Origin of the sequence: Paenibacillus hunanensis, from assembly GCF_014645615.1 — a bacterium.
Classification (GTDB): domain Bacteria; phylum Bacillota; class Bacilli; order Paenibacillales; family Paenibacillaceae; genus Saccharibacillus; species Saccharibacillus hunanensis.
The window spans coordinates 225291-250086 of sequence record NZ_BMMB01000008.1; the positions used below are offsets into that span (position 1 = coordinate 225291).

The 24796-nt window shown below is 48.1% G+C and carries 21 protein-coding genes; 18 read left to right on the forward strand and 3 right to left on the reverse strand.

The genetic code is table 11. From position 1 onward, the window contains the following. Positions 1-50: 50 nt before the first annotated feature. The 13 genes from IEX62_RS18255 (at position 51) to IEX62_RS18315 (ending at position 15082) form a co-directional block, all read left to right on the forward strand. Positions 51-509, forward strand: a complete 459-nt coding sequence (locus IEX62_RS18255; protein WP_188776986.1) for a chemotaxis protein CheX — start codon at positions 51-53, stop codon at positions 507-509. A gap of 229 nt (positions 510-738) precedes the next feature. Further along, positions 739-1518, forward strand: coding sequence for an SDR family NAD(P)-dependent oxidoreductase (locus tag IEX62_RS18260; RefSeq protein WP_188777198.1), 780 nt, complete (start codon positions 739-741; stop codon positions 1516-1518). Between the two features lie 469 nt (positions 1519-1987). Further along, on the forward strand, positions 1988-3400 hold the full coding sequence (locus IEX62_RS18265) for a DEAD/DEAH box helicase (protein ID WP_188776987.1): 1413 nt from the start codon (positions 1988-1990) through the stop codon (positions 3398-3400). Positions 3401-3410: 10 nt separating this feature from the next. After that, positions 3411-4175, forward strand: a complete 765-nt coding sequence (locus tag IEX62_RS18270) for an ABC transporter ATP-binding protein (RefSeq protein WP_188776988.1) — start codon at positions 3411-3413, stop codon at positions 4173-4175. Next, complete coding sequence (locus IEX62_RS18275) at positions 4168-5394, forward strand: ABC transporter permease (protein WP_188776989.1); 1227 nt, start codon at positions 4168-4170, stop codon at positions 5392-5394. The genes IEX62_RS18270 and IEX62_RS18275 overlap by 8 nt, the downstream gene beginning before the upstream one ends. Positions 5395-5437: 43 nt before the next feature. Continuing rightward, complete coding sequence (locus IEX62_RS18280) at positions 5438-6664, forward strand: PucR family transcriptional regulator (RefSeq protein ID WP_188776990.1); 1227 nt, start codon at positions 5438-5440, stop codon at positions 6662-6664. A 592-nt stretch (positions 6665-7256) separates the two neighbouring features. Next, positions 7257-8393 (forward strand): alanine dehydrogenase, encoded by a 1137-nt coding sequence (gene ald / locus IEX62_RS18285; RefSeq protein WP_188776991.1) that lies wholly within the window; start codon positions 7257-7259, stop codon positions 8391-8393. Positions 8394-9034: 641 nt separating this feature from the next. After that, positions 9035-10240 (forward strand): branched-chain amino acid ABC transporter substrate-binding protein, encoded by a 1206-nt coding sequence (locus IEX62_RS18290; protein WP_188776992.1) that lies wholly within the window; start codon positions 9035-9037, stop codon positions 10238-10240. Between the two features lie 92 nt (positions 10241-10332). Continuing rightward, positions 10333-11319 (forward strand): branched-chain amino acid ABC transporter permease, encoded by a 987-nt coding sequence (locus tag IEX62_RS18295; RefSeq protein ID WP_188776993.1) that lies wholly within the window; start codon positions 10333-10335, stop codon positions 11317-11319. Between the two features lie 9 nt (positions 11320-11328). Further along, complete coding sequence (locus IEX62_RS18300) at positions 11329-12624, forward strand: branched-chain amino acid ABC transporter permease (RefSeq protein ID WP_188776994.1); 1296 nt, start codon at positions 11329-11331, stop codon at positions 12622-12624. 140 nt (positions 12625-12764) lie between these two features. Then, a complete protein-coding gene (locus IEX62_RS18305; RefSeq protein ID WP_188776995.1) occupies positions 12765-13553 on the forward strand; it encodes an ABC transporter ATP-binding protein in 789 nt (262 codons plus the stop codon). After that, positions 13550-14254 (forward strand): ABC transporter ATP-binding protein, encoded by a 705-nt coding sequence (locus IEX62_RS18310; RefSeq protein ID WP_188776996.1) that lies wholly within the window; start codon positions 13550-13552, stop codon positions 14252-14254. Before IEX62_RS18305 ends, IEX62_RS18310 begins: the two co-directional genes overlap by 4 nt. Before the next feature lie 405 nt (positions 14255-14659). After that, entirely contained in the window at positions 14660-15082 is a 423-nt protein-coding gene (locus tag IEX62_RS18315; RefSeq protein WP_188776997.1) for a hypothetical protein, read from the forward strand. Positions 15083-15205: 123 nt separating this feature from the next. On the opposite strand, the gene IEX62_RS18320 is transcribed toward IEX62_RS18315, so the two are convergent. Continuing rightward, entirely contained in the window at positions 15206-18220 is a 3015-nt protein-coding gene (locus IEX62_RS18320) for an S-layer homology domain-containing protein (RefSeq protein ID WP_188776998.1), read from the reverse strand. Between the two features lie 175 nt (positions 18221-18395). Here IEX62_RS18320 and IEX62_RS18325 point away from each other — a divergent pair, with 175 nt between their 5' ends. Beyond that, positions 18396-18536 carry a hypothetical protein gene (locus IEX62_RS18325; RefSeq protein WP_188776999.1) on the forward strand — a complete coding sequence of 47 codons (141 nt, stop codon included), beginning with the start codon at positions 18396-18398 and terminating at the stop codon, positions 18534-18536. 83 nt (positions 18537-18619) lie between these two features. On the opposite strand, the gene IEX62_RS18330 is transcribed toward IEX62_RS18325, so the two are convergent. After that, positions 18620-19918: an aminotransferase class I/II-fold pyridoxal phosphate-dependent enzyme gene (locus tag IEX62_RS18330; protein WP_188777000.1), complete on the reverse strand. Its 1299-nt coding sequence runs from the start codon at positions 19916-19918 to the stop codon at positions 18620-18622. 274 nt (positions 19919-20192) lie between these two features. Here IEX62_RS18330 and IEX62_RS18335 point away from each other — a divergent pair, with 274 nt between their 5' ends. Beyond that, positions 20193-20600, forward strand: a complete 408-nt coding sequence (locus tag IEX62_RS18335) for a hypothetical protein (protein ID WP_188777001.1) — start codon at positions 20193-20195, stop codon at positions 20598-20600. A 96-nt stretch (positions 20601-20696) separates the two neighbouring features. Here the strand turns inward: IEX62_RS18335 and IEX62_RS18340 are convergent, their stop codons facing one another. Continuing rightward, positions 20697-21332 (reverse strand): pyridoxamine 5'-phosphate oxidase family protein, encoded by a 636-nt coding sequence (locus tag IEX62_RS18340; protein WP_188777002.1) that lies wholly within the window; start codon positions 21330-21332, stop codon positions 20697-20699. Between the two features lie 328 nt (positions 21333-21660). Between IEX62_RS18340 and pdxR the strand changes: the two genes are divergently transcribed. The 3 genes from pdxR (at position 21661) to IEX62_RS18355 (ending at position 24698) form a co-directional block, all read left to right on the forward strand. Next, positions 21661-23238: a MocR-like pyridoxine biosynthesis transcription factor PdxR gene (gene pdxR / locus IEX62_RS18345; RefSeq protein ID WP_188777003.1), complete on the forward strand. Its 1578-nt coding sequence runs from the start codon at positions 21661-21663 to the stop codon at positions 23236-23238. Between the two features lie 56 nt (positions 23239-23294). Further along, a complete protein-coding gene (locus tag IEX62_RS18350; protein ID WP_188777004.1) occupies positions 23295-23621 on the forward strand; it encodes a chorismate mutase in 327 nt (108 codons plus the stop codon). Between the two features lie 291 nt (positions 23622-23912). After that, on the forward strand, positions 23913-24698 hold the full coding sequence (locus IEX62_RS18355; protein ID WP_188777005.1) for a helix-turn-helix domain-containing protein: 786 nt from the start codon (positions 23913-23915) through the stop codon (positions 24696-24698). Positions 24699-24796 lie beyond the last annotated feature (98 nt).

A 24796-nucleotide genomic window follows, 5' to 3' on the forward strand; every position in this document is an offset into this window, starting at 1 on the left:
ATAAGTTTCATTTAAAATATCAACCCATTAGCGGAGGGGAGTATTAAAGTATGAAGGCGGAAGTAATTAATCCTTTTTTGGAAGCAGCGAGACTAGTAATCGGACAGGTTGTGCAGGTCTCTCCTTCCACCGGAAGTCTCGGTATCAAGGATATCGAACTGGTGGATGATCATATTTGGATTCAAATTGGTATGACCGGACAAATGAGTGGCGATATCATTTTCGGTATTCACGAAAGTGTAGCGCTGCGTATGGTATCGGCAATGATGGGCGGTTTTGTATTAACTGAAATGGACGAAATGGGTCAAAGTGCCATTTCCGAGCTGGGGAATATGATTAGTGGCAATGCAAGTACCATTTTATCCAATCAAGGCGTAACGGTGGATATTACACCTCCAAAGGTGATGAAAACAAGCTCAGTTACAGGCTTCATGTCTGCCAAAGCACTGACGATTCCACTGATCATGGATGGAATTGGCGAATTGGACATTCAGGTGATGGTTTCCTGATTTCCGGATCGAATACGGCACATCTTTTCTGACTCGTACCGATAACGGTCGCAAGTCAGACCTCCGTAAATGGCCTTGACCCTATGAACCGTTTGAGAGCAAACAGAAGCTGTTTCTCCTGTAAAAGGGAGCGACAGCTTTTTTTGTATTTTGATTCAGCAAACAGATACCAATAATGCTGGATATCAGACCGAGCATCCCCTAAAATGAAACTAGACTAGGGGGGCTTATTGTGACACTTGCCAATAAAATCATACTCATCACCGGTGCATCCAGTGGACTGGGCGCACGGACGGCTGAACTGCTTGCAGAAAAAGGAGCCATTCCCATCCTGACCGCACGCTCCAAGTCAAAGCTAGAACAGCTCTCGCAGCAGTTACGTGGAGAGCACCGCGTCTTTGTTATGGATGTCCAGCAGCAGCAGGACATTGAGCATGTCGTAGCCAGGATCATTGACGAATACGGACGCATCGATATTTTGCTCAATAATGCAGGGTACGGACAATTTACTGCTATTCTGGATACCGAGCTAACCGAATACGAGCAGATGATGGATGTAAACTATATGGGCACCGTACGCTGCACCCGCGCTGTACTGCCTCATATGCTACAAGCTGGAGGAGGCCAGATTCTGAACGTTGCTTCGATCGCAGGCAAGTTCGCCACCGCCAAATCCACATCCTACACAGCAACCAAATTCGCCGTACTCGGCTTCACCAACTCCCTGCGCCAGGAGCTACGCGGCACCGGCATCACCGTGTCCGCCATGAACCCCGGCCCGATCAACACCGCCTTCTTCGAACGAGCTGACCCCACCGGCGCATACGTTAGCAACGTGAGCGGCTTCATGCTCTCCACCGACAAAGTATGCCAAGAGCTCGTCCGCATGATGGAAAAACGCCGCGAGGAAGTCGATTTACCAAGGTACGCAGGCATTGCCATGCGCGTGTACAACTTATTCCCACGCCTGATCGACCGTCTAACGTATTCGTTTTTTGATCGGAAGTAGGCAACTAAAGAAGCAAAGTAAGAAGTGAATTTGATCGGAATGAAGAAGTGAAGCCGTTAAGAAATAAAGCCATTAAGAAATACAGAAGTACAGAAGTGCAGAAGTAAAACGGAAAGTATTTGCTAGGCGTGTAAGCAAACGTATATGATGCGAGAAATACGGAACGGAGGGAAGGAAATAAGGGGAAAGGACGACCTTTGAGCACGGGAATCTACATTTACTCTACATTCGTAGATTCCTGTGCGATACCCGAGTCCGTCCCCTTATTCCTTCCCGCAGTGGTGTATACTCAAGCACACAAGTCTGCCTAGACGCTCTAAAAATGCAAGATTAGCGCCAGCACGTGCGCAGACCAAGCGAATACTGATATAATGATACATGCTGCAATGACACAGACCTATCGCACCCGAGCAGGTGCGAGCAATTGTGACGATGACGCCATACTATGGATATATAAAGGATGAATACAATGGAAACAAATACGAATTTTATTGGGCTTGGCATGGATGAGAGCTTGAATGATGCACTGTCCCGTTATGGTATTACAACACCTTCCCCTGTACAGGCGGAGACGATTCCGCTGATGCTGGAAGGACGCGATGTACTGGCACAATCGCAGACAGGTAGCGGCAAGACGCTCGCTTATCTGTTGCCAATTTTGCAAAAGATTGATCCCGAGCAAAAGGAGCTGCAAGCGCTGATCCTCGCGCCTACGCAGGAGCTGGCGATGCAGATCGTACGTGAATGCGAGCGTTATGGCGAAGAACGCGGTGTTACTTCACTTGGCCTGATCGGAGGCGCAGCAATCAAGCGTCAGATCGAAAAGCTGCGCCGTCACCCGCATATTGCGGTTGGTACACCGGGACGCATCAATGAGTTGATCGGTCTGCGTAAGCTGAAAATGCATCAGACCAACGTGATTGTAGTCGACGAGGTTGATCAGGTGCTTGGACTGGGCGGTGGTACCGATGTACAGCGTATTATTAAAAGCGCACGCCGTGATCGTCAGCTTGTGTTCCTATCCGCAACAATTAATGAAGAGATTCACCAGATCGCTAACCGCGAAATGAAGGATCATGCGATTGTCGGTATTGAACCAGGTCAACATACAGCGTCTGCAATTGAGCATGTGTACTTTGTAGCGGAAGAACGCGATAAGCTGGATATGCTGCGCCGTGTGCTGCGTCACTACAAAGCAACCCGTGCCATCGTGTTTGTGAATCAAACCGAGCAGATTGCCGAGGTCGAATCGAAGCTTGAGTATATGGGCTTCAAGGCACGTGCCATTTATGGAGATGCGGACAAGGTAACCCGTAGCACCGTGCTGTCCCAATTCCGTTCCGGCAAGCTGGAAGTACTCGTTGCTACTGATGTAGCCGCACGCGGTCTTGATATCGAGGACTTGAATCTGGTCGTGAGCTTAGATCCGGCATTTGATGCGGAATTCTATGTACACCGTAGTGGTCGTACTGGACGTATGGGTAAAAAGGGTGTAGCCGCTTCGATCATTACAGAGCGCGAGCGTTTTATTATGCGTAAATTCTCAGATACACTGCATATTCGTTTGCAGGAAATGGTACTGCGTGGCGGCGAGACGGTCAGTGCACCTGCTGGTAAGCGTGCATCGGCTCGTCGTACCGAGCGTACCGATAGCAAGCCGAAGACGACGACATCCTCACCAGCTGAGTCTACCTCGACAGCAAACGATGACCAGCAAGCAGTAGCTTCCACTGCACCAGTAGTACGTAAGCCTGCTAGCAGCAAGCCAGCTTCGAATGGTAAGCGTGATAACAAGCCAAAAGCACGTCATGTAGACAAAAAAAGCAAGGGAGCGCCGAAGTGGCTGAAAGCCAAACGTGCTAGCTCCCCGGATGAAAAGTGAGGGAATGAGGATGGAACAGGTACCTGTACTTCAGGTGGACCGTCTGACCGGCGGCTACAGTCTTGGCAAGCCTGTCCTGCACGATATTAGCTTTCAGGTGGGCAAGGGCGAGATGATCGGCTTGATCGGTCTGAACGGAGCGGGCAAGAGTACCACGATGAAGCATATTCTCGGTCTGATGACACCACAGGGTGGTGAGGTGCATATTCAGGGAGCAACGCTACGTAAGGCTCCCGAGCAATATCGCTCCTCACTCGCATTTGTACCGGAGGCACCTCAGCTATATGAAGAAATGACGGTACGCGAGCATCTGGAATTTACCGCTCGCGCATACGGTGTGGAGCCAGCGGATTATGAACGTCGTGCTGCGCGCCTGATCGATCTTTTTAATATGAAAGAAAAAGAAGATAGCCTGTCGATGCATCTGTCCAAAGGGATGAAGCAGAAGGTTATGATTATGTGTGCCTTTGTTGCGGCGCCGCCTCTTTACATTATTGACGAGCCGTTTCTCGGTCTGGATCCGCTCGGTATTCGATCATTGCTTGATTTTATGGTCGAAACGAAGCAGGGTGGATCATCGATCCTGCTCAGCTCGCATATTTTATCGACGATTGAGAATTATTGCGATCGTTTTATCGTGCTGCATCGTGGACGGATTATTGTGCAGGGCACACTGGAGCAGATTCGTGAGCAGACGGGTCAGCAGGGCACACCACTGGAGCAGATTTTCTATGATCTGGTTCAGGACTCCACCTGGACGGTGAGCAATGATTAATTTGCCAGAGCTGCGGCAGAAGCGCCGTGGTGAATTTTGGGCACAGATTTTGCCGTATACGCAGTATATTATCCAGAGTGGTGTGGCGGTATTGACCTTCTTTCTGCTCATTGCCTTTGCCGCCTGGTATACGACCTTTGTCCAGAACATACCGGCAGGCTTGCCTGTATACTGGATTATGCTTGTATTGTTAACGCCGCTCACCGTATACGGTTCTGTGCGTACGTATATGCGTCCAGCAGATGTGGTATTTATGCTGCCTGTGGAGACGCAGATGAATACTTATTTTGCATCGGCATGGCGCGGGGGAATGATTGGCAAGTCGTTCTGGTTAATTTTGCTGGCGATTGTAGCATGGCCATTTTATGTGCGTGCAGCGATCGAACCGAAGCCGCTGCTCGTATTGCTCCTATGTATTTTGCTACTCAAGGGTGTTAGTAATTATGGCAGCTGGCAGGAAATGCGGATGGAAGGACAGCGTGCACGGGTAGGGTATCGTGTGCTGCGCTATATCGCGATTATCGGACTACTTGGTGCTGTACTCTGGCTGCCGCTTGCTATGGCGATAATTACACTTGTCGCGGGTATTGTCATTTATGTGATTTGCCTGCGATTACCGGGTAAGGTTGCTGTGCCGTGGGAACGATTAATTGCTGCGGAGAAAAATCATGCGGCTTCGGTGATGCGGATGCTGGGCTGGTTTGTCGATGTACCGACAGGCGAGCGCAAGGTGAATCATCGACGCTGGCTGTCCTTTATCGGTAAACGATTGCCGTGGAAGCAGGAGCAAGCGTTTCGCTTTTTGCTGACCCGTACGTTTATTCGAACTGAGCTATTACCGACATTAAGTCGCTTTGTTGTATTTGGCATCATTCTGATCGTGCTGGCGCGTGAATCGTGGTTTGGTATTGCCGTGTATCTGCTATTTATTATTCTGGCGGGTATGCAGCTCACCATGCTACGTAAGCAACATACGGATACGCTGTGGTTGTCGATTTATCCGCTTCCACCTGCGGCACGTAGGCTGGAAACGATTCGTCTTATTACCATTGTTCAGCTTGTTGTCGCGATTGTGCTATGGATACCGATTGCAATCACAGGCAATATCGCTTGGCTGATAGGTGCGCTCATCGCTGGATTGCTGATCGTTTGGATTCAGCGTGCATCCCTTAATCGTAAATGGCTACGCGAGCTTCAACTGGAAGAGGAATTCGAATAATCGGTACGGCACAGCTACACAGTCGGTGAGCGAGGGATGAAGCATGAGTAAAATCAATGAAAGTGAAGTCGATAGCCTGCAAACGCTGGCGGAGCTTATTAGCGAGGTGATGGGTAGTCCGGTTACGATCGAGGACGAAGCCCATCGTTTGCTCGCCTATAGTATGCACGATCCGAATACTGATCCTGCACGCATCGCTACGATTATTGGACGACGTGTACCTGAGCATGTGCAGCGTGCGCTATACGAATCGGGAGCGATGCAGCGATTACAGGATAGCGCGGAGCCACAGCATATTGAGCAATTAAGCGAGGTTGGATTAAGCCGTCGGATGGCGATTTCTGTGCGTCATTACGATGAGATTGTCGGCTATATCTGGCTACTGGAATACGACGGCTCGTATACAGACGAGCAGCTGGAGCAATTCCGTCAGGGCGCACGCATCGCTGCTGGACAAATTATGCAGCAGCAACGCCGTCAGCAGCATATCGATCTGCTGCGTCGTCTGCTGAGTGGACGATTTCAATCGGAGCAGGAGGCAGCCCAGCAAGCACGCGAAAGTGGGGTGGAGCTTCCTGCCCATCATTATGTGTTATTGCTGGAGCATGATCATCAACCGGATATGAGCGGCTGGTCAGAGCGAATCGTTCAGGCAGCCAATGAGTTCGCCATTCGTGTTACCCTGCATATGCAGGAGCCTAGCCGAATCGTACTGCTATGTGGCTTCGGAATAACGGCTGTTCAAGCTCGGAATGCCAATTCCGACCCTGCTGTTCTGATTCGTTCCATGATCACAAGAGCGCGCGAGCTACTGCCTCAGCATGAAGAGCTATATATGGCTGCTGGTGAGCAGGTTGGCTCTGCCCTGCATATTCAGCGTAGTTATCGCCAGGCGCGTGAATTGGTGCTGCTACACCGTCAATTACCAGAAACGAGAACGATTCACTACTATCCAGAGGCTGGCTTTTATCGCTATCTACCTGCGATGCACCGTGAAGCTGAGCAATTCCCAGTCACCTGGGGGCCACTGGATCGACTGGCAGCCTATGACCAGGAGCATAATAGCAATCTGCTACAGACGCTTGCCGTATTCCTCGATCTGGATAGCGATACCAAACGTGCTGCCACCCAGCTGCATGTACACAGTAACACACTCAACTACCGTCTCAAACGAATCACCGAAGTAGGCGGCATTGACCTAACCAGCATGTCTGAAAAAGTAACACTCTATCTTGAGCTCAAGCTATTATGGTTTGATAGCAGTGGTTAATACAGACAGGCTCCAATAAAATGAACGAATCACCTTACTTCAACGACAAAAGATATCCTTCATACCCGTACAGCACCAAGTGTATAGAGTTGAAGCCAATAGCCTTTATCATGAATAAGCGTTCCGTATAGACAATGTGCATGCCGTTATCGGGCAGATACAACAGATGCATTGTTTATATGGAAGCGCTCATGATATAAGGCTATTTTATTACGTGTACACTTGCTATACATAACTGGTACGGATCAGACAGTATACTAAGTCGACGAAGAGAGTTTTATCAAAGGTTTTTAAATGAGGGATACAGTTAGCCGTGTGATACTTATGACGTCTAACTTGCTGATCCCTTCCCATCATTTGCGGGTAATAACATGATGAATGCAATTATAATTTACACTACCTCGCAGTCTTGTTCACTCCTATATCGGATTACCACTCTAATTATGTCAAATAAACTACCATAAACCTCAACCTTTTGTGTATTTCAACAATTCATTTTATTCAAATTTGGAAAATCAAACGATTACATGATATTTTCACTATCCTATAATAAGTGTACAAATCAGATTCGCCTATTGAAGGAGGAAATAACATGAGAATTGGAGTCCCAAAAGAGATTAAAAACAACGAAAACCGTGTAGCAATCACCCCGGCTGGTGTGGCTACACTCACAGCTGCTGGCCATGAGGTGTATTTAGAGAGCGGAGCAGGTACAGGCAGCGGGTTTAGTGATGAATCTTATGCAGCTACAGGGGCGAATATTCTGGCAGCGGCGGCAGATGTATGGTCAACTGCGGACATGATCCTGAAGGTAAAAGAGCCGCTTCCGTCTGAATATGGTTATTTCCGTGAAGGCTTGATTCTGTTTACGTACCTTCATCTGGCTGCGGCACCAGAGCTTGCGGCGGCATTGCTGGAGAAAAAGGTAATCGGAATTGCATACGAAACTGTCGAAGTGAATCATACCTTGCCACTGCTCACACCGATGAGCGAGGTGGCTGGACGAATGGCAGTACAGATTGGTGCTCAATTTTTGGAGCGACCACATGGTGGCAAGGGGATTTTGTTAAGTGGTGTACCAGGTGTCAAACGAGGCAAAGTAACTGTTATTGGCGGTGGCGTCGTCGGTACGAATGCAGCGAAGGTTGCCGCAGGTATGGGGGCGGATGTCACAATCATCGATTTGAGTCCAGATCGCCTTCGTCAGCTGGATGACATCTTTGGTTCTTCCGTGCAAACGCTCATGTCCAATCCATACAATATTGCCGAAGCGGTAGCAGCCTCTGATCTGGTTATCGGGGCAGTGCTGATTCCAGGAGCAAAAGCACCGAAGCTAGTTACCGAAGACATGGTGAAAAGTATGGAAGCTCACTCGGTGATCGTAGACGTTGCCATCGATCAGGGCGGAATCGTAGAAACGATCGATCGCATTACTACCCATAATGATCCAACCTACGAAAAGCATGGCGTTGTTCATTATGCTGTAGCGAATATGCCAGGTGCTGTACCGAAAACGTCAACGATGGCATTAACGAATGCAACGATGCCATACGTGTCCTTGATCGCCAATCTGGGTCTGCGTGCCGCGCTGGAACGAAGCGATGCACTCAAGCTGGGTGTGAATACAGCAGCAGGTACGATGACTTATGCCGCCGTAGCACGCGATCTAGGCTATACTCATGTACCAGTAGAGCAAGCATTGGAGCGTACTTTTGCAGCGATGAGTTAAGGACAAGTTGAGAAAACGAAGCTGCGCAAGTCGATCGACATGATCCAATAAAGGATGATGATCGATTGGCTTGCGACGAATTCATTATAAATAAGCGATCAACTGTACAGTACAAGACTGTACGAGTAATAGACCGACACTTCACTGCTGTCGGTCTATTTGCGTTGTCTCGATGGCAAGAATGAAGCGATGAATAGGATGATTTTATAGAGACGAGTACAACGATAAGTATAAAAAGAAAAAATAAAATGCGTATTGAACAATCTGATAAATATTATTTATGACCATGATAAAAATATCAAAACTATAATGTTAACTAATATAACATTAAAAGCGATTTAAATTCTAATCTAAAACCTATAAAAAACTACAGAAACCTACAACTATCTAAAGCACAAATCTTTATAAAATGCATAAATATTTACTTTATACATATAAATTACGACGGAAACGAATTTTCAAGTCAATAATCAAGCTGAATATTCGGATTTTTGAAATATTAATTCATAATATATTCCAATATATGAAAATAAGATTTAAAATTTAGCGTTGCCGTATGTATATTTTGTATGTATACTTTGAACTAGATATTATATCAATTTGTGTTACATAAGTTAACATTAAAAGGGGGATTTATACGTATGAAATGGAAATGGAACGGTTTGGTGGCAGCAACGCTGATCATGGGACTACTTGCTGGTTGTGGTAATGGTGGTACATCAACAACAACGGGTGCATCGGGTAGTGGAGGTAGCAGTAGCGGAAAAGTAATTAAAATCGCTACGCAGTCTCCATTATCCGGTGGTAGCTCCATTCAAGGTGAAGCGATTCGTCTTGGCGCTCAAATGTCGCTGGAGGATCACAAAGAAGAGTTTACCAAGCTGGGCTATTCTCTTGAGCTCGTGCCTTACGATGATCAGGGCGATCCGAAAAAAGGCGTTGCCAACGCAGAGCAGATCGGTGCCGATCAGGCAGTGCTCGGCGTTATCGGTCACTTGAACTCCGGCGTATCCATTCCTTCCTCAGTCGTATATGAAAAGTACAATATTCCAATGATCTCCCCAGCGAGTACAGCGACTGAATTTACAGATCGCAAGCTGAAAGTCGCTAACCGTGTCGTAGCACGGGATGACTTCCAGGGCCCGGCAGCTGCCAACTATGCAGTGAAAACGGTCGGTGCCAAGAAAATTTTCGTTATTCAGGATAAAACAGCATACGGTCAAGGTCTGGCTGAGGCATTCCGCGATGAAGCGCAGAAGCTGGGCGCAACGATCGTTGGTTATGAAGGGATTACGGTCGGCGAGAAGGACTTCAATGGTGTTCTCAATATCGCGGCTACGCAAAATCCAGACTTTATTTTCTTCGGCGGTCTGTATGCAGAAGGGGGTCTGATTATCAAGCAGGCTCGTGATAAAGGCATTACCGCTCCGATCATGGGTGGTGACGCACTGGATTCCTCCGGTCTTGTCGAAGTAGCAGGCCCAGATGTGAAGGGCGCACTGTACAGCTCCGTTGCAGGCGAGATTGCCAAGATGGAGGGCGGCCCAGAATGGGGAGCGCGTTATCAGAAGGCATTTGGTAAAGCGCCAGAAGGCTATTCTGCTTATGCGTATGATTCCATGACGATCATGTTGGATGCGATCAAAAAGACCGTTGAAAGCAATAAAGGTGAAATGCCGACACGTGAAGCGGTACGCGATGCTGTCCGCGCAACGAAGGATTTTAAAGGTATTGCAACCGAGGTGACGTTTGATGATAAAGGCGACAACTCCTTTGCCAAAGTCTACATTTACGAATTTAAGGGCGACACGTATCCAGGTGAGCTGGTATCCGAAGTGAGCCAATAATGACGGGAAGTTAGCATGCGGCCAAAGGGTATGTGCAGGTTGACGCCATACCTTTTGGCTCTTGTTTTATTCCTTATGAAAGGGGTACGTTCATGTTCGCAACTATTTTACAAACGTTGCCGCAGGTGCTGATCGACGGTCTAGCACTGGGTGCCATTTATGCGGTAGTCGCACTGGGCTACACGATGGTATACGGCATTTTGGAACTGATCAACTTTGCGCACGGCGAGATTTTTATGACAGGTGCTTTTGTAGGGACAGCGGTGCTGTTTTTATTTCAAGGGATGGGCTTGACCGGTGGACTGCCGCCGTGGATCTCGTATGTACTGATACTGTTTGTCGCGATGATGGTCACGGGGGCGCTAGGGGTCGGCATTGAACGAGTTGCCTATCGTCCACTACGCAAGGCACCCAAGCTGATCTCCTTAATCTCTGCCTTTGGTGTATCGTTCGTATTACAGGATCTGGTTCGCTTTATCGCGGAGCTGAAAACAGGTAATTATATCGTCAGCGTACCGCAGCTGTTTGAAGGACGCTTTAGTCTGAGCTTCTCCTCCATGTCAGCAGCGCTCGGCAATGCAACGGTGAAAACGAACACGGTATTTATTTTTATCGTGGCGATCGTTTTGATGGTTGGATTGGACATTTTCGTCAACCGGACCAAATGGGGCGGCGCGATGCGTGCGGTTGCACAGGATCGGGAGACAGCTTCACTGATGTCGATTAACGTCAACAAGGTGATTTTGCTAACGTTCTTTATCGGCTCTGCACTGGGTGGCTCTACAGGCGTATTGTTTGCCCAGCAGTACGGAACGATTGATCCGTATATCGGATTTATTCTAGGCTTGAAGGCATTCACAGCTGCTGTACTCGGCGGGATCGGTAATATTCGCGGGGCGATGTTTGGCGGCGTGGTCATCGGCGTACTGGAAATGTTCGCTTCGGCCAATCTCGGTCTGATGACCGGAGGCAACTTTGGAGCGGAGTATAAGGATGTATTTGCCTTTGCGATTCTGATCGTTGTTCTCATTTTCAAACCAGAGGGCTTGTTCGGTAAAGCCGTCAAAGAGAAAGTGTAGGTGAATGGAATGGGAAAACTGGCTAATCTAAAGGCTTCACTGCAAGGGAGCAAGCTCGCACAGGGCATTTTGCTTATCGCCTTTACACTCGTCACCGCAGGCGCGGTCTACCTGATGGATCGCTCGGTTACTGCCTTTTTGCTGCTGCTCGCATCGCTATTACTGCTCTACTATACTTCGTTTACGAATGGGATCAAATGGATCATTGCACTGGTGCTGCTCATCATCGTCATTCCGTTTGCGACCTCCGGCGGCTCATCGTATGAATCGTATATGGAAGTAGCAACACAGTGCGGCATCTATGTCGCGATGGCGCTCGGTTTGAATATTGTTGTCGGCTTTGCAGGCCTGCTCGATATGGGCTTTGTTGCTTTCTTCGCAGTCGGGGCGTACACATACGGTATTTTTGCTACCGGACAGGCGAACAATTTTATCTCCGGTGATCTGTTTCCGTTATCCGGTGGGACGTTCTGGATTTTTATTTTGCTGGGCGGCTTTATGGCAGGAATTTTCGGCATTTTGCTCGGCTTGCCTGTATTGCGGGTCAAGGGCGATTATCTAGCGATCGTCACGCTGGGCTTCGGGGAGATCATTCGGATTATTTTCAACAATCTGGAGAAGCCGGTCAATATTACGAACGGCGCGATGGGGCTGTCCTCGATTCAGCCGCCCGATCTGTTCGGGTACGATTTTACATTTCCGCATCAGTTTTACTTTATCGTCATTGGTATTTTGCTTATCGTGATCTTCGCCGTTCGCCGACTGGAGCATTCACGACTTGGACGTTCGTGGAAGGCGGTACGTGAAAATGAGATCGCCGCACAGTCGATGGGCATCCCGCTTATTCGTACCAAGCTGATCGCTTTTGCGATTGGGGCATCCTTTTCCGGGATGATGGGTGTCGTGTTCGCAGCCAAGCAGACCTTTATCGATCCGACCAGCTTTACGCTGATTGAGTCGACAACGATTCTGGTCATGGTCGTACTGGGGGGGATGGGCAGTGTACCTGGCGTTATTCTGGGTGCAAGTCTTGTGACCATCCTGAATCTACAGGTGCTTACTGAGGTGACGAACTGGCTGAATCAGCTCTCCATGCAGGGCATCATCAATGTACCAACAGCATTATCGCCATCCAAGATGCAGCGCTTTATTTTCGGCATGATCCTGATTCTCGTTGCGATCTTCCGTCCGAATGGACTGATTGCCGCTAAAAATCGCAAAATACCGAAGGAGGTTGTTACAGGTGATGAAAGCTCCAATTCTAAAACCACTACTTCTGCTCTTCGTAAAGTCCGTTCGGAATAAACAGCTCTGGAAATCCGGCTATGTGCATCTGACGGGAACAATTATCGCACGCTACACACCGGATGTGATCGTGCCTGTCCCGGAAGCACGGGACACCAGAGCATCTCGTTAAAGGCTTACTGCATAAGGAGGATAAAGCGATGAGCATTCTAAAGGTGAGCCAGCTGACTAAGCGCTTTGGCGGACTGACCGCGGTGAGCGGCGTGGATTTCGAATTTCCGCGTGGGCAGATTTCCGCTGTGATCGGGCCGAACGGGGCGGGCAAAACGACCTTTTTTAATATGATTACCGGTATTTATGTGCCGGATGAAGGCAAGATTGAGCTGGATGGTGAATCGATCGTCAATGTGAAGCCAGATCGTATTACGGGCAAAGGCATCGCACGCACATTTCAAAATATCCGTCTGTTCGGCAGCATGACCGTGCTGGAAAATGTACAGGTCGGTATGCATATTCATCTAAAAACAGGGGTGGTCGGTACGCTGCTCAATCTGCCACGCGTACGGCATGAGGAGCATCATTCCCAGCGTGAAGCGTATCGCTTGCTGGAATATGTAGGTCTGGCGGAATGGTACAATGCCGAAGCGAGTAGTCTGTCATATGGTGCGCAGCGGCGTCTGGAGATCGCGCGTGCACTGGCGGCCAAGCCAAAGGTACTGCTATTGGATGAGCCAGCAGCAGGAATGAATCCGCGCGAGACGGTCGATCTAACGGGACTGATTCGACGCATTCAACAGGAACTGGATATTTCGATTATTCTAATCGAGCACGATATGAAGCTGGTCATGGAGCTATCGCATCATATTCTTGTACTGGATCATGGTGTGAAGATCGCAGAGGGCGAGCCAGCCGATATTCGCACCAATCCGAAGGTGATCGAGGCTTATCTTGGTAAAAGTGCGGTCGAAGAGGGAGTGATGGCAGAATGAGTCTATTGCAGCTCAAGCAGGTCGAAGCCTACTATGGCGCGATTCAGGCACTGCGTGGTGTGGATATCGAAGTAAATGAAGGCGAGATCGTGACCCTGATCGGCTCTAATGGTGCAGGCAAATCGACAACGCTTAAGTCGATCTGCGGACAGGTGAAGATGAAGGGAGAAATCTGGTTTAACGGTACGAATATTACCGCCCAGCCACCTCATCTGACCGCGCTCGGCGGTATTGCCCATGTACCAGAAGGACGCCGTATTTTCCCACGTTTGACCGTGAAGGAGAATTTGGAGATGGGTGCCTTTTCAGTGAAAAGTAAGGCGGTCATCAAGGAGCGTACGGAAAAGGCATTTGCTTATTTTCCAAGATTGAAGGAGCGTTATCATCAGGTGGGCGGTACGATGAGCGGCGGCGAACAGCAGATGCTCGCGATTGCACGCGGACTGATGATGGGACCCAAGATTTTGCTGCTGGATGAGCCCTCGATGGGACTGGCACCGGTTATTGTGGATCAGATTTTCGAGATTATTCAGGAGCTGAATGAGACGGGCATGACCATTTTGCTGGTCGAGCAGAACGCATATCAGGCACTGCAAATTGCTCATCGCGGGTATGTGATTCAGACAGGTGAGATTACGCTACAGGATGCAGCGGCGGAGTTGCTGCGGAATGATCAGGTGAAGGAAGCGTATCTGGCTTAGATTGTATTGAATTTAAGTTGTCTGGTTGATGTGGTATACAGCTGGAATCAGGCTATTCACGGCCTTTAGTTTTAGTGAGTTTTTCTTTAGATTCTAAAAGTAAACTATAAATAAACCTCAACCCGATAAAGAGTGCCTAATTCTGTCTAGCAGAGCCAGGCACTCTTTATTTTATTAGTATAGTATGCTCTTCATTCATACTGGAAATGTTCTAATTTTATAAAAAAAGTAAAAAAAAATCTGAATGTAGTAGCTAGCTGGATTAAAGCCTATCATGATGCTGACGCCAAGATTTTGTACGTCAGCTATTACATAGAAAGTGGTTGCTCGCCTGTTTGATCTTACTTTCGAATCATGTATACAATGGTACCGATTTACAAAATAATTCCATTAGGAGGAATAATTATGATTACTAAAAAAATCGCACTATCTGTAATGTCCGTTGCCTGTTCCTTTGGAATTGCAGCTGCCGCAACTCCGGTACAGGCTCAGGCATCGACGATGCAAGCAACTGAAAATCAAAATATGACTGTTCAAGGCGTAGCTTTGCAAGTGATAGATTCCAAAACAGGCAAGCTATTAAATCAAAATCAGTGGGGATACTATGGCAGTCCTACAGGCTCGATCGTAATTTGTGAAGGGTCTCCCGATTTTGGTGCAGTCGTAGGTAGATATTATACGAATGCTGGAATTACAAATATGACGCATGGCTCGCATAGTGGAGTGAATTATGTAAAAGTATGGGTGGATTCCAGTAAAGAGCAGTATTCCAGCTCTTCTACCATTCCGGGATACACGTTCTCCAGTGATTATCTAGAAGACTTGTAAGCTAAATAGGTATAGGGATTCTCCTTTAAACGGATGATAAAAATAAATCAAGCAGCCTTCTTATTTAAGAGGCTGCTTGATTTTATAAATGGCATTTGTAAGCTATCGTGACAGGTACGAAGTTTATGAAAGCTGATACCACCACGGAGCAAGAGCTGTTTTCAATTCCTCCAAAACAGCTATCTTTTCACTTGTTGCTGCGCCGGCAGGTAAGGCTTGCTGATGAGCAAGTGCGGCTTGGAGTGCAGTCGTATCCTGTTGTGTCGTTGTAGTCTCATTGCTTTCTGCTGCAATGGTATCTTCTGCGTCAGCTGCCGCATCTCTCAGCCATTCATCCAGTGTAGGCATGTGTACGAGCATATCGCGATTGGCTTTCAGATGATCCAGTTCAAAATTAACCTTTACCTTAAAGGTTAATTCATCGGTACTATCATTATAATGTAGCAGCTTGATCGTATCGGCTTGCGCGGTTGGTTGCAGATAAGCATCGGCAGTCACCGTTGTTTCTGAACCCGAAGGAACGGCTTCAATGGCGCCTACCATTTGATCAACACCCGGATCACTTGATTCATTCGGCATCAGATCAATGCCATTATTCAAGTTGGTCGTGTATGGCAAGTATAGGTCTGCTGGTAAACGGTCTACTTGATCCTGTAAACGTTGCTCTACATCGATCTCATCATCTACAGTTCCAGAATTATGATATGGAGGCTCTACTGCCCACATGTTATTATGCTCTACGAATTCTAATTTACCATTAACAACACGTATATCAAATACACGCCAGAAACGTGCATCGCTGCTAGTGGGGAGAAGAGTGTAAGATTCGGCAGGGACGCTCGCATCCCCAATATATACTTGCACCTTAGCAGCAGACGTACCTAATGTTCCAGGATTTCCGGGATCGAAGTTTTTGACATAATACATATAGTCTCCATCCAGACGCTTATTGATCGTAATGACTTCGGGACCCAAGCCGTTCATCGCATCGCTATCAAGCTCGGCATATACTTCGCCGCGATACGAATAATTGTAGTCACCATTAGGTGAGATATGGAATCCATAACCGTTTACTGTTGGACCAAACAAGTGACCATCCAGATCTGCGGGGAATGCTGACCAGGTGAGTACAATTCGAATCTGATCCTGAGTAGCTTTGGTGATTGCTGTCGCATCGGTTTGAACATATTGGTTCGCTAAGACCGTAACGTTCATATAGGTGATCAGGTACCCATCTTTTTGTAATTCACCTGTGTAGGAGCCAGCTGGTAATGCAGCCATGTAGCTTCCATCCCCATAGGTTTCAGTCGTAAGCACCAGGGGGCCTGTTTTTACATCAGTTCCACGACGGAATGAAATGTGCATATCGGATACTGGCTTACCTTGCGCATCCGTAATTTGTCCATACGTTCCTGTGATCGGGAAGCTACCTACAAAGCGATCTTTAAGCAAGGAAGAAGGGCTAGCAGGTTCGATCGTCATCTGAACCATCTTGCCATAATATGCAGTACTCACGTACACGGGCTTAAACTCAATCACTCGTGTTTCACTATTAAAACGTAGTGAGCTTAACAAACGTGGAGCAGGCTGACCATCTAGGGTTACGGTAATCTTCATATCACTCATATTCAGCCCAGCATAATTGGCCCAGTCTGGTAAAGTAGCCTGTCCATTGCTCATTCCTAATTGGTAACTAGACGGAGACGGAGATGGAGCAGAGGTGCCTGGTGTAACTGGCTGCGTTGTCCCTGCGGAAGAATTATCTTTTTTATCATCCTTCTTCACATTTGTCTCCGTCTGTGGTGCACCAATCGTACGACCTTCAACTCTAGCCGTAATTCCCGAGCTTACCGTTGTCTGTGTCACTCTTGGTGTGATCGTCACATCGGAGGATTGGATCACCGCTCGATTAATCGTGCCATCTCCGTTAACGGTTGTTGGTGCATTCGCTGTGAACACATTGATCGATGATGCAGGATTCAAGGTGATTCGGTTATTGGTTGCGCCTGCGGCAACAGCGAATTGATCAATGGAGCCTGTAGTCAGACTCAGCATGGCACTGGATGAGCTCACATCAACAGCATCATAATTGCCTTTCATGCTAACCGATGCACCGGATGGAAGCTGGGAAGTTAGCAATACATTATGGAAGCCGGCAGCGGTTGGTTGTTCTTCTTCCAGAATGGCAGCCGTTTGTAACGTCGTCTGCTGGATGCTGGTCGAACCAGAGGACACGATGCGGACGGTGCCATTGGATTTATTTACGAGCATATTTGCCAGTGAAGAATCCTTGATATGAACGCTATGACTACCGCCACCATTGACGATGGTTGTTCCTTTAACAGTAATTCCGCTCAGCAGTACATCACCTTCGGCGATGCCTGCACCGAGGATCAGATCACCGTCGATCACGACATTGCGCAGCGTACTTCCTGCGGCATTCAGGTATACATTGCCATGCAGGGGCTGAGAACCACTTTCTGGACCATATACACCAGCGGAGTTATACACGGTAGAAGCAGCAGAGGCGCCTTGCATCGAGCGATCCAGCACCGTTACGGCTTCGGCACGGGTTGTAATGTCGCGTGGACGAAAGCCCTTTTCGTCACCTTTCATCAGACCGCTATCCAGTACAGCACCGATTGAGCCTTTACTCCATTGCGGACTATTTTGAGTGTCGAACATGTTATTGGCAGAGCTAGAAGACTTGAGCTTTTTGAGCGTTGTTAAAATAACAGCCAGCTCCTGACGGCTGACCTGCTTGTTCGGCTGGAAGGTGGAGTCCTTGTAGCCTTCCATATATCCTTCTGCTCTTGCGATCGCGACGTCGTTATAATACCAGTCGGATGTCTGCACATCGGTATAATGAATCGATGTTGGACGTGTAAAGCCATATGCTTTGTTGATCAGTGCAGCGAGCTGCGAACGCGTTACACTTTGATCCGGCTTCAGACTACCGTCTGCGAAGCCGCTAATAAAGCCTTTTGTTTGCCATTCATTTAGCACATTATGTGCCCAGTGATTCTGTGTGTCTGATGCAGCGTACACCGCTGCTGGTTGTGTGAGCCCTGCGAAAGGCAGCACCAAAGAAGCGCTCAGTACCAGCGCAGTCCATGTCTGTTTTTTTAATTTGAACATTCCTATGAGTCCCCCAGTGAATTGATATAAATGAAGCCATCCAGATGTACAGCTTATGACCTATAATGATCTTTCTATCTAGAACTATAGGGGAAGCTATGTAGGTATATAGATTCATCATACTACACAGAATGGGGTTTGGAAATGTATTTTCCTTTACTGGTAGGAGGTGGGTATGGAGGGAATCGTAAGCGGTAGTCTGGCTTGTAATATAGCAGGGGATATTCGCATAGATATGCAACGAAAAAAGGATGTGCCTGATGATGTAGGCACATCCTTTTTGAAAAATAAAAATGAAAGAGAACGTTATAGTTAGAATTTTATATTAGAAATTCACATTACAATTCTATATCGGCTATTTGTACTAGTAAGCTACGCTCAATTATTAATCAAAAGAGCTTAGCCCTGCTTTACTTCCAGCACAGCCCGGTGAATCAGATCATACAGATCCTCCAGATATGCTTCCTCGATACAGGAGAATGCCACACGCAGATCGTGCTCGCCCAGTGCGATCGTACCGACTTCATATTCATTCAGCAAGCGCTGACGAACAGCTTCTGCCGATACATCATTCAGCTTGAGGCACATGAAGTAGCCGGAGTTGAACGGATAGTATTCCCATACATCGCCGTATTTGTCACTGTCGAGCAGGTCTTTTACCTTGTTGGCACGACCTTTCATGATCTGGAATTTCTCTGCCTTTTGCGCATCGAATTCTGGCGATTGCAGGGCGTTCAGGACGAATGTCTGGGATGGATGTGCACCGCTGGAAATTGTCGAGCGAATAATACCCAGCGTTTTTTGTTCCAGTACATTCAGTGCTGTACTGCTGTCTGCGCCATATGTGATAAAGCCGACGCGGAAGCCCCATACATATTCTTCCTTCGTTGCGCCATCGACCTTGATCGGCAGAATGCGTGGATGTAGACCAGCTAACTCACCGAACAGGGATTCATGCATCGAATCCTCGAAGAAGAGTCCGAAGTATGCGTCATCCGTCACGACCACAACATTGATACCTGCTACTGCCGCTTCATTAATCGCTGCAACAATGCGGTGTCCGTCCTCCACATTCGGTGTATAGCCTGTCGGATTGTTCGGGAAGTTCAATACGACAATTGCTTTGCCTTTATCTTTTTGTGCCAGCAGCGCCTCGCGCAGACCGTCACTATTGAATTTCATATCACTTGTGAAAAGAGGATAGTTCACGATCTCTGCACCGCGGCGTACGCCAAAGGTCAGCTCGTAGTTTTCCCAGTTTTTGTCCGGATAAATGACGGCGTCACCAGCTTCCGCGAACAGATCGGCAACGATACTCAGTCCATGCGTCAGCGCGTTCGTTGCGATCGGATTACCAAAAGTCTTGTCAGCCATCGACGGGTTATCCTTGATCATCTTCTCCCGCCATGCTTTACGCAGCTCCGGCTTACCTGCTGGTGGTGCATAAGGATACAGGTCTTTTGGCTGAAATGCGGATAAGGAGTCCTGAATGACCTTCAGATGCATCGGCTTTCCATTTTCGGTTGCAATTCCAATCGTCGCGTTATACTTCTTCGCCTGGCTCGATGCTTCTGCCGATTGGCTCAATATGCCTTCCTTTGGAAAATACAGTTCCTTGCCGAGTGTAGACAGCATGTCATAAATAAATGGGCTGTCTGCTTTGAGAGTGTCATTCAATTGTCCTGCCAGTGGGTTCATCTTGTTCATCCTTCCGAGTCTGTTTAAATGATAACCAGGCGAGTAGCTTGAAGGTTGGATTGGGAGTTTCCGCCTGATTTCGCTGCATCATAGTATAGCATTGTTGGGGGCAAGGTGTCACGGTGCGACTGGTGAATTTTGCGAATGAAGATGTGAACGAATGGGAAACAAATGTGAATCGAGCGCTTCATTCTCCATTGATCCCGATAAAAAGTAAATATTATACTGACGATAATGAAGTGGCAATGAAGTGTGATCCTTCCAGGGAGGTTCGATGATGATTGAATTAATAGAAGAAATTCGCCACGGTGCCATGGCAGAGACTCTCTCTAAAACGGATGCTACACTTGCAGACTGTAAAGCAGCGATTCTGCGTATGAATGGTACGGATCGCAGCCTCGTTAGTATGCGACAGGGCGAGCTGACTGTTCTGGTAGGTGGCGGCGTGGGACAGTATATCGTAACTGCCGAAGATCATATATCTATTCGCAATCTGCTTCAGCAGCGACCTGAACAAGATGAAGCAGATACGATTGATGTAACGGTAGGTGGACAGGCAGTTGATTATCCCGCGTATTATGTAGTCAACGTAGAAATGGTATGGGCTGCGATCCTGGAATGCCTGGCAGTTAATGAAGCATCAGAACGCAAAGAACTGGAGTGGGAGGAAATGCGTAAATAAACGGATTCACCTAGATAGTCCAGTTCTCTTTGGTTGCTTGATGCTGGGCTCTTTCTGCTCGATGCTAGAATAGCTTTATATGTCGTTGCTTGATGATTAGGAAGTAGCTTGATCGTCTCCACGATGGTAGGGACAATACTTTTCCATCAGACGCTGTGTTTCCAGATCATCTGGCAATGCGCGCTGTTCCAATCCTTCCATAATACGCTGGCGCTCTGGCTCACGTACATTTTGTCCAAACTTGAACTTGGCACTCCATTCCTCGGGTACGATCTTAATGAGCGAAACCGCCTTGAGCTGGGAGACATAGCGAGGATCTTCTGTAGTGATCGGATCATAGCCACCCTCTGGCTGGAGCTTCCGCATAAACAGGCTAAAGCCTTCAGCCTTCTCATCCAGATCCTCGATCATCTCTGCATGACCACGTACAGTTACACTTTTAAAATAAGCGGTTGCCGGACATGCCATATGATCATCTGTAAAGTAGGATGGCAATAGTGCATATTCGCGTGCTGCTGAGAACGTGACACGGGTATTCTTTTTGAGCAGATTCATCTTCTCGCCAGCGCGGCTACCGTGTACATAAAAGACACCATTTCCATAAGCAAAATTCAGCGGCACCACTCGCGGCCAGCCATCCTCATTCGCCAGACCGAGAAAGCCAAAGGTCACTTCCTCCAGAAACTCCGCTACTTCCTGCTCTTCTGCAATCGAAAATTCTTTTCTACGCATATCGTTTCTCTCCCATTCCATGCTTTTCGTTATAGGCTTGAATTAGCGGCTCAAGATCGTAGAAAGGACGCTTACGAGCATCACTGTATCTCCAATTCACCGTGATTAATTGATCCATTCCAGCGCTTGACCGCTCGGTTATTCCAGCTTATGCTGAATATTGACAGGTTAAAAGAGCCAATATCGACTAAAATGATTAGTCCAATTTGTAGCATCAGTATCGTATTGAACATCCAACAAAGCATACATAGAGCAGGTCAGACCATAGCTACAAGTTAGTTAAAAAATAACTACCGCCCGATCAAGTTAGTAGAAAAGAGGAAGCGAGATGCAGGAGATTACGATTGCTTATCAGCGACTACTGGAGCAGCATGGATATAAATATGTAGCCCTGTATCATGCTCTGCGAGAGGGCATCCTGAATGGTACATTGCCTGCACGTAGCCGTCTGCCTTCCACGCGGAGTATGGCAGAGATGTACGGAGTATCACGAGGCATTGTGGCGGAAGCCTATGATCTGCTGCTCGCTGAAGGGTATGTAGAGGCTGCGGTCGGTAAAGGAACCTATGTATCCGAGCAGGTAGTCGTAGAGCACTCGCATCGAAACGATAAGCAAGCTTACAAAACGGACTTCGAAGCAAAAGGAAAAGGCAGCATAGATCAACAGAGGAATGATCGCTCTACGCCCACCCTATCTCGCTGGGGACACCGCATTGTGCAATTGGATGCGAGGCAGTCTGTGGAGCCGCCGAATGGACGAGCTTTGGAGCAAGAGAAGGTACAGCTACAGTCACAGCTTAATTCGTTTCCAGCTCACGCACCGATCTCCTTTTGTCCGCAGGATCTGGTGCTGCAAGGCAATTCGCTAGCCGATTGGAAAACAGCACTGACTGGCGCATCGCAGGACATGCAGTCTGCTGCTTTTACAGAGGAGATGAGTACGATTGGCGATATGCGGCTACGGGAAGCGATCTGTACGCATGTGGGACGTACACGAGGGATTCGCGCGCGTCCAGAGCAGGTTATGCTGTACAGTGGTTCACAGGAGGCGCTTGTGCTGCTCTGTCAATTGCTCATCAATGAGCAGGAGCCTGTCGTAGTAGAAGACCCCTGTTATACTGGAATTCAAAAAGCAGTCGGCGCAGCAGGTGGCAAGCTCATTGGCGCACCGCTGGATCGACAGGGCATCCTTCCAGCCGATTGGTCGGCGCGATTATTGTTCGTTACACCGGGTCGCCAATTTCCGACTGGTGCGGTCTTGCCTTTAGCGCGCAGACAGCAGCTGCTACAATGGGCTGATCGGCAGAACGCCTGGATTGTAGAGGATGATTATGATAGTGAGTTTCGCTGGGGCGGTCGCCCATTAGAGCCGCTCAAGGCACTCGATCATTCTGAGCAGGTGATCTATGTCGGTTCCTTTTCTAAAAGTATGTTCTCTGCTCTGCGTATTGGCTATGCGATCGTACCGCCAGCGCTTATTGCACCGCTAATCGCTGCGAAAAGTCTTTACGCGCCTTTGCCCTCATCGCCGCTGGAGCAACGTGCACTGGCACGCTTTATGCAGCGCGGAGATTATATGCGGCATCTGCGCAGAATGACCCGGTTATATCGTCCACGCTTTCAGGAGCTACATCGCTTATTAAATGGACGCTTATCGGAGCTATTTGATTGGATCGATACCGACTCCGGTTTACATATTTATGGAAGCTGGCAGCTGGAGCGCTCGCAATATGAGCGATTTCGTGAGCAAGCGCTGGAGCTCGGTGTACAATGGAAGGATGCTTCGCTGTATCAGATCGCTACCGGAGCACCAGCGGTATGCTTTAGCTTTGCCCATACAGATGAGCAGCAGATGCAGCAGGGAATGGAGCGTCTGGAGCTAGCATGGCAGCGCACACTGGAATAGATAGTACAACACGCAGGTATACTAATCATCGTGAAGCGATAAAGGAGCGAAGTGACATGGAGACGTGTAAAAGTCTGGATGAGGTTCGTGGACATATTGATCGTTTGGATCAGCAGATTATTGGATTACTAAGTGAGCGCAGCCAGTATGTGAAACAGGCGGCCACTTTTAAAAAGGATACCGATGCAGTGAAGGCACCTGCACGAGTTGAAGCGGTGATTACGAAGGTACGTGAGCTAGCAAGTGCGAATGAGCTGAATCCGCTCGTAGCCGAGCAGGTGTATCGTGCGATGATTGCTGCCTTTATCGAGGATGAGCTACAGGAGCATGCACGCTTGCAACAGATGCCGAAGCCAGCTGCGGATTCGGATGCTCAAGCCTGAGCGCAGAACAGGTAACTGAGGTGCAAATTGCATGCCGGGCATTGACGAATAGCTACTTTTTGCGCAATATAAGCCCATAGAAGCTTTTTATCATGGTGCGATGTGGGTGAGTCATCGTCCGGCATAGCAAAAGTAGTGGGAAAGCTATATCCTAATATTTTGAATTTTAGATGTTAGGCATGTATCTTAAATCGCATATGTAGCTGGGAACGTTATAGGGCTCGCTACGATGGATAGAGAAGGATACCGAGAAGCCTATTGGTGTTGTATATAGAAAAAGGGGGGAATCCGATGCTTGAAGTATCGCCATCTTCATTTGTACTTAAACCGGCTTTTGCCAAAATCTTCTGTGAACCGGAGTGGCGCTGGCCAAAGCGTGAAAAACCGATGCCCAACTATGATCTGTTTTATGTATGGAGCGGAGAAGGAGAGCTGATTCTGAATGGCGAGCCTTATCCGATCAGTAAAGGAAGCTGCTTTCTGTTCCGTCCAGGGGATGAGACAACAGCTACACATAATCCGCAAAAGCCGCTCGTGCTCACTTATATCCATTTTGATGTAGACGAGCCGGTGAGCCGTGTACCGATTCGGTATCGCATGCTGGATGAGACGATTGATTTTGAATATATGCTGGTGCGCTACGTAAGACTACTGCTGGAGCATGCCTTTGCAGCAGAGGACGAAGCACGCCTGATCTTGAAGCAACTTATGATTCATCTGTTGCGCGAGGAACAGCGCAAGCCTGTGCCGCGCAAGGTGAGCAATCAGCTGAATGAGACGATTCAGGAGGTTGCCAACTATATTCGTCAGCACCCCAGTCTGGCGCACCGGGTAGAGGAGCTAGCTGCAAGAGCAGGTCTGTCACCGCGCTACTTCTCGATCAAATTCAAGGAGTTAATCGGCGCATCCGTGCAGTCGTATATTATTCGGATGCGAATTGAGCGTGCCGAGCATCTGCTGGTGTATACGGGAATGAATGTGACCGAGGTGGCGGATGCACTGGGCTATCGCGATATTTTCTTTTTCAGTCGTCAATTCAAGCAGTATACGGGGAAAAGTCCATCCGAGATTCGCTAGGGGAAGGAGCTGCTAACGGATTGCAGAATGGAAATGATAAGTGAGAAATACATTCTTGTTCACACAGACAAGTGAGCATATGAAAGCCAAGCGCAAAG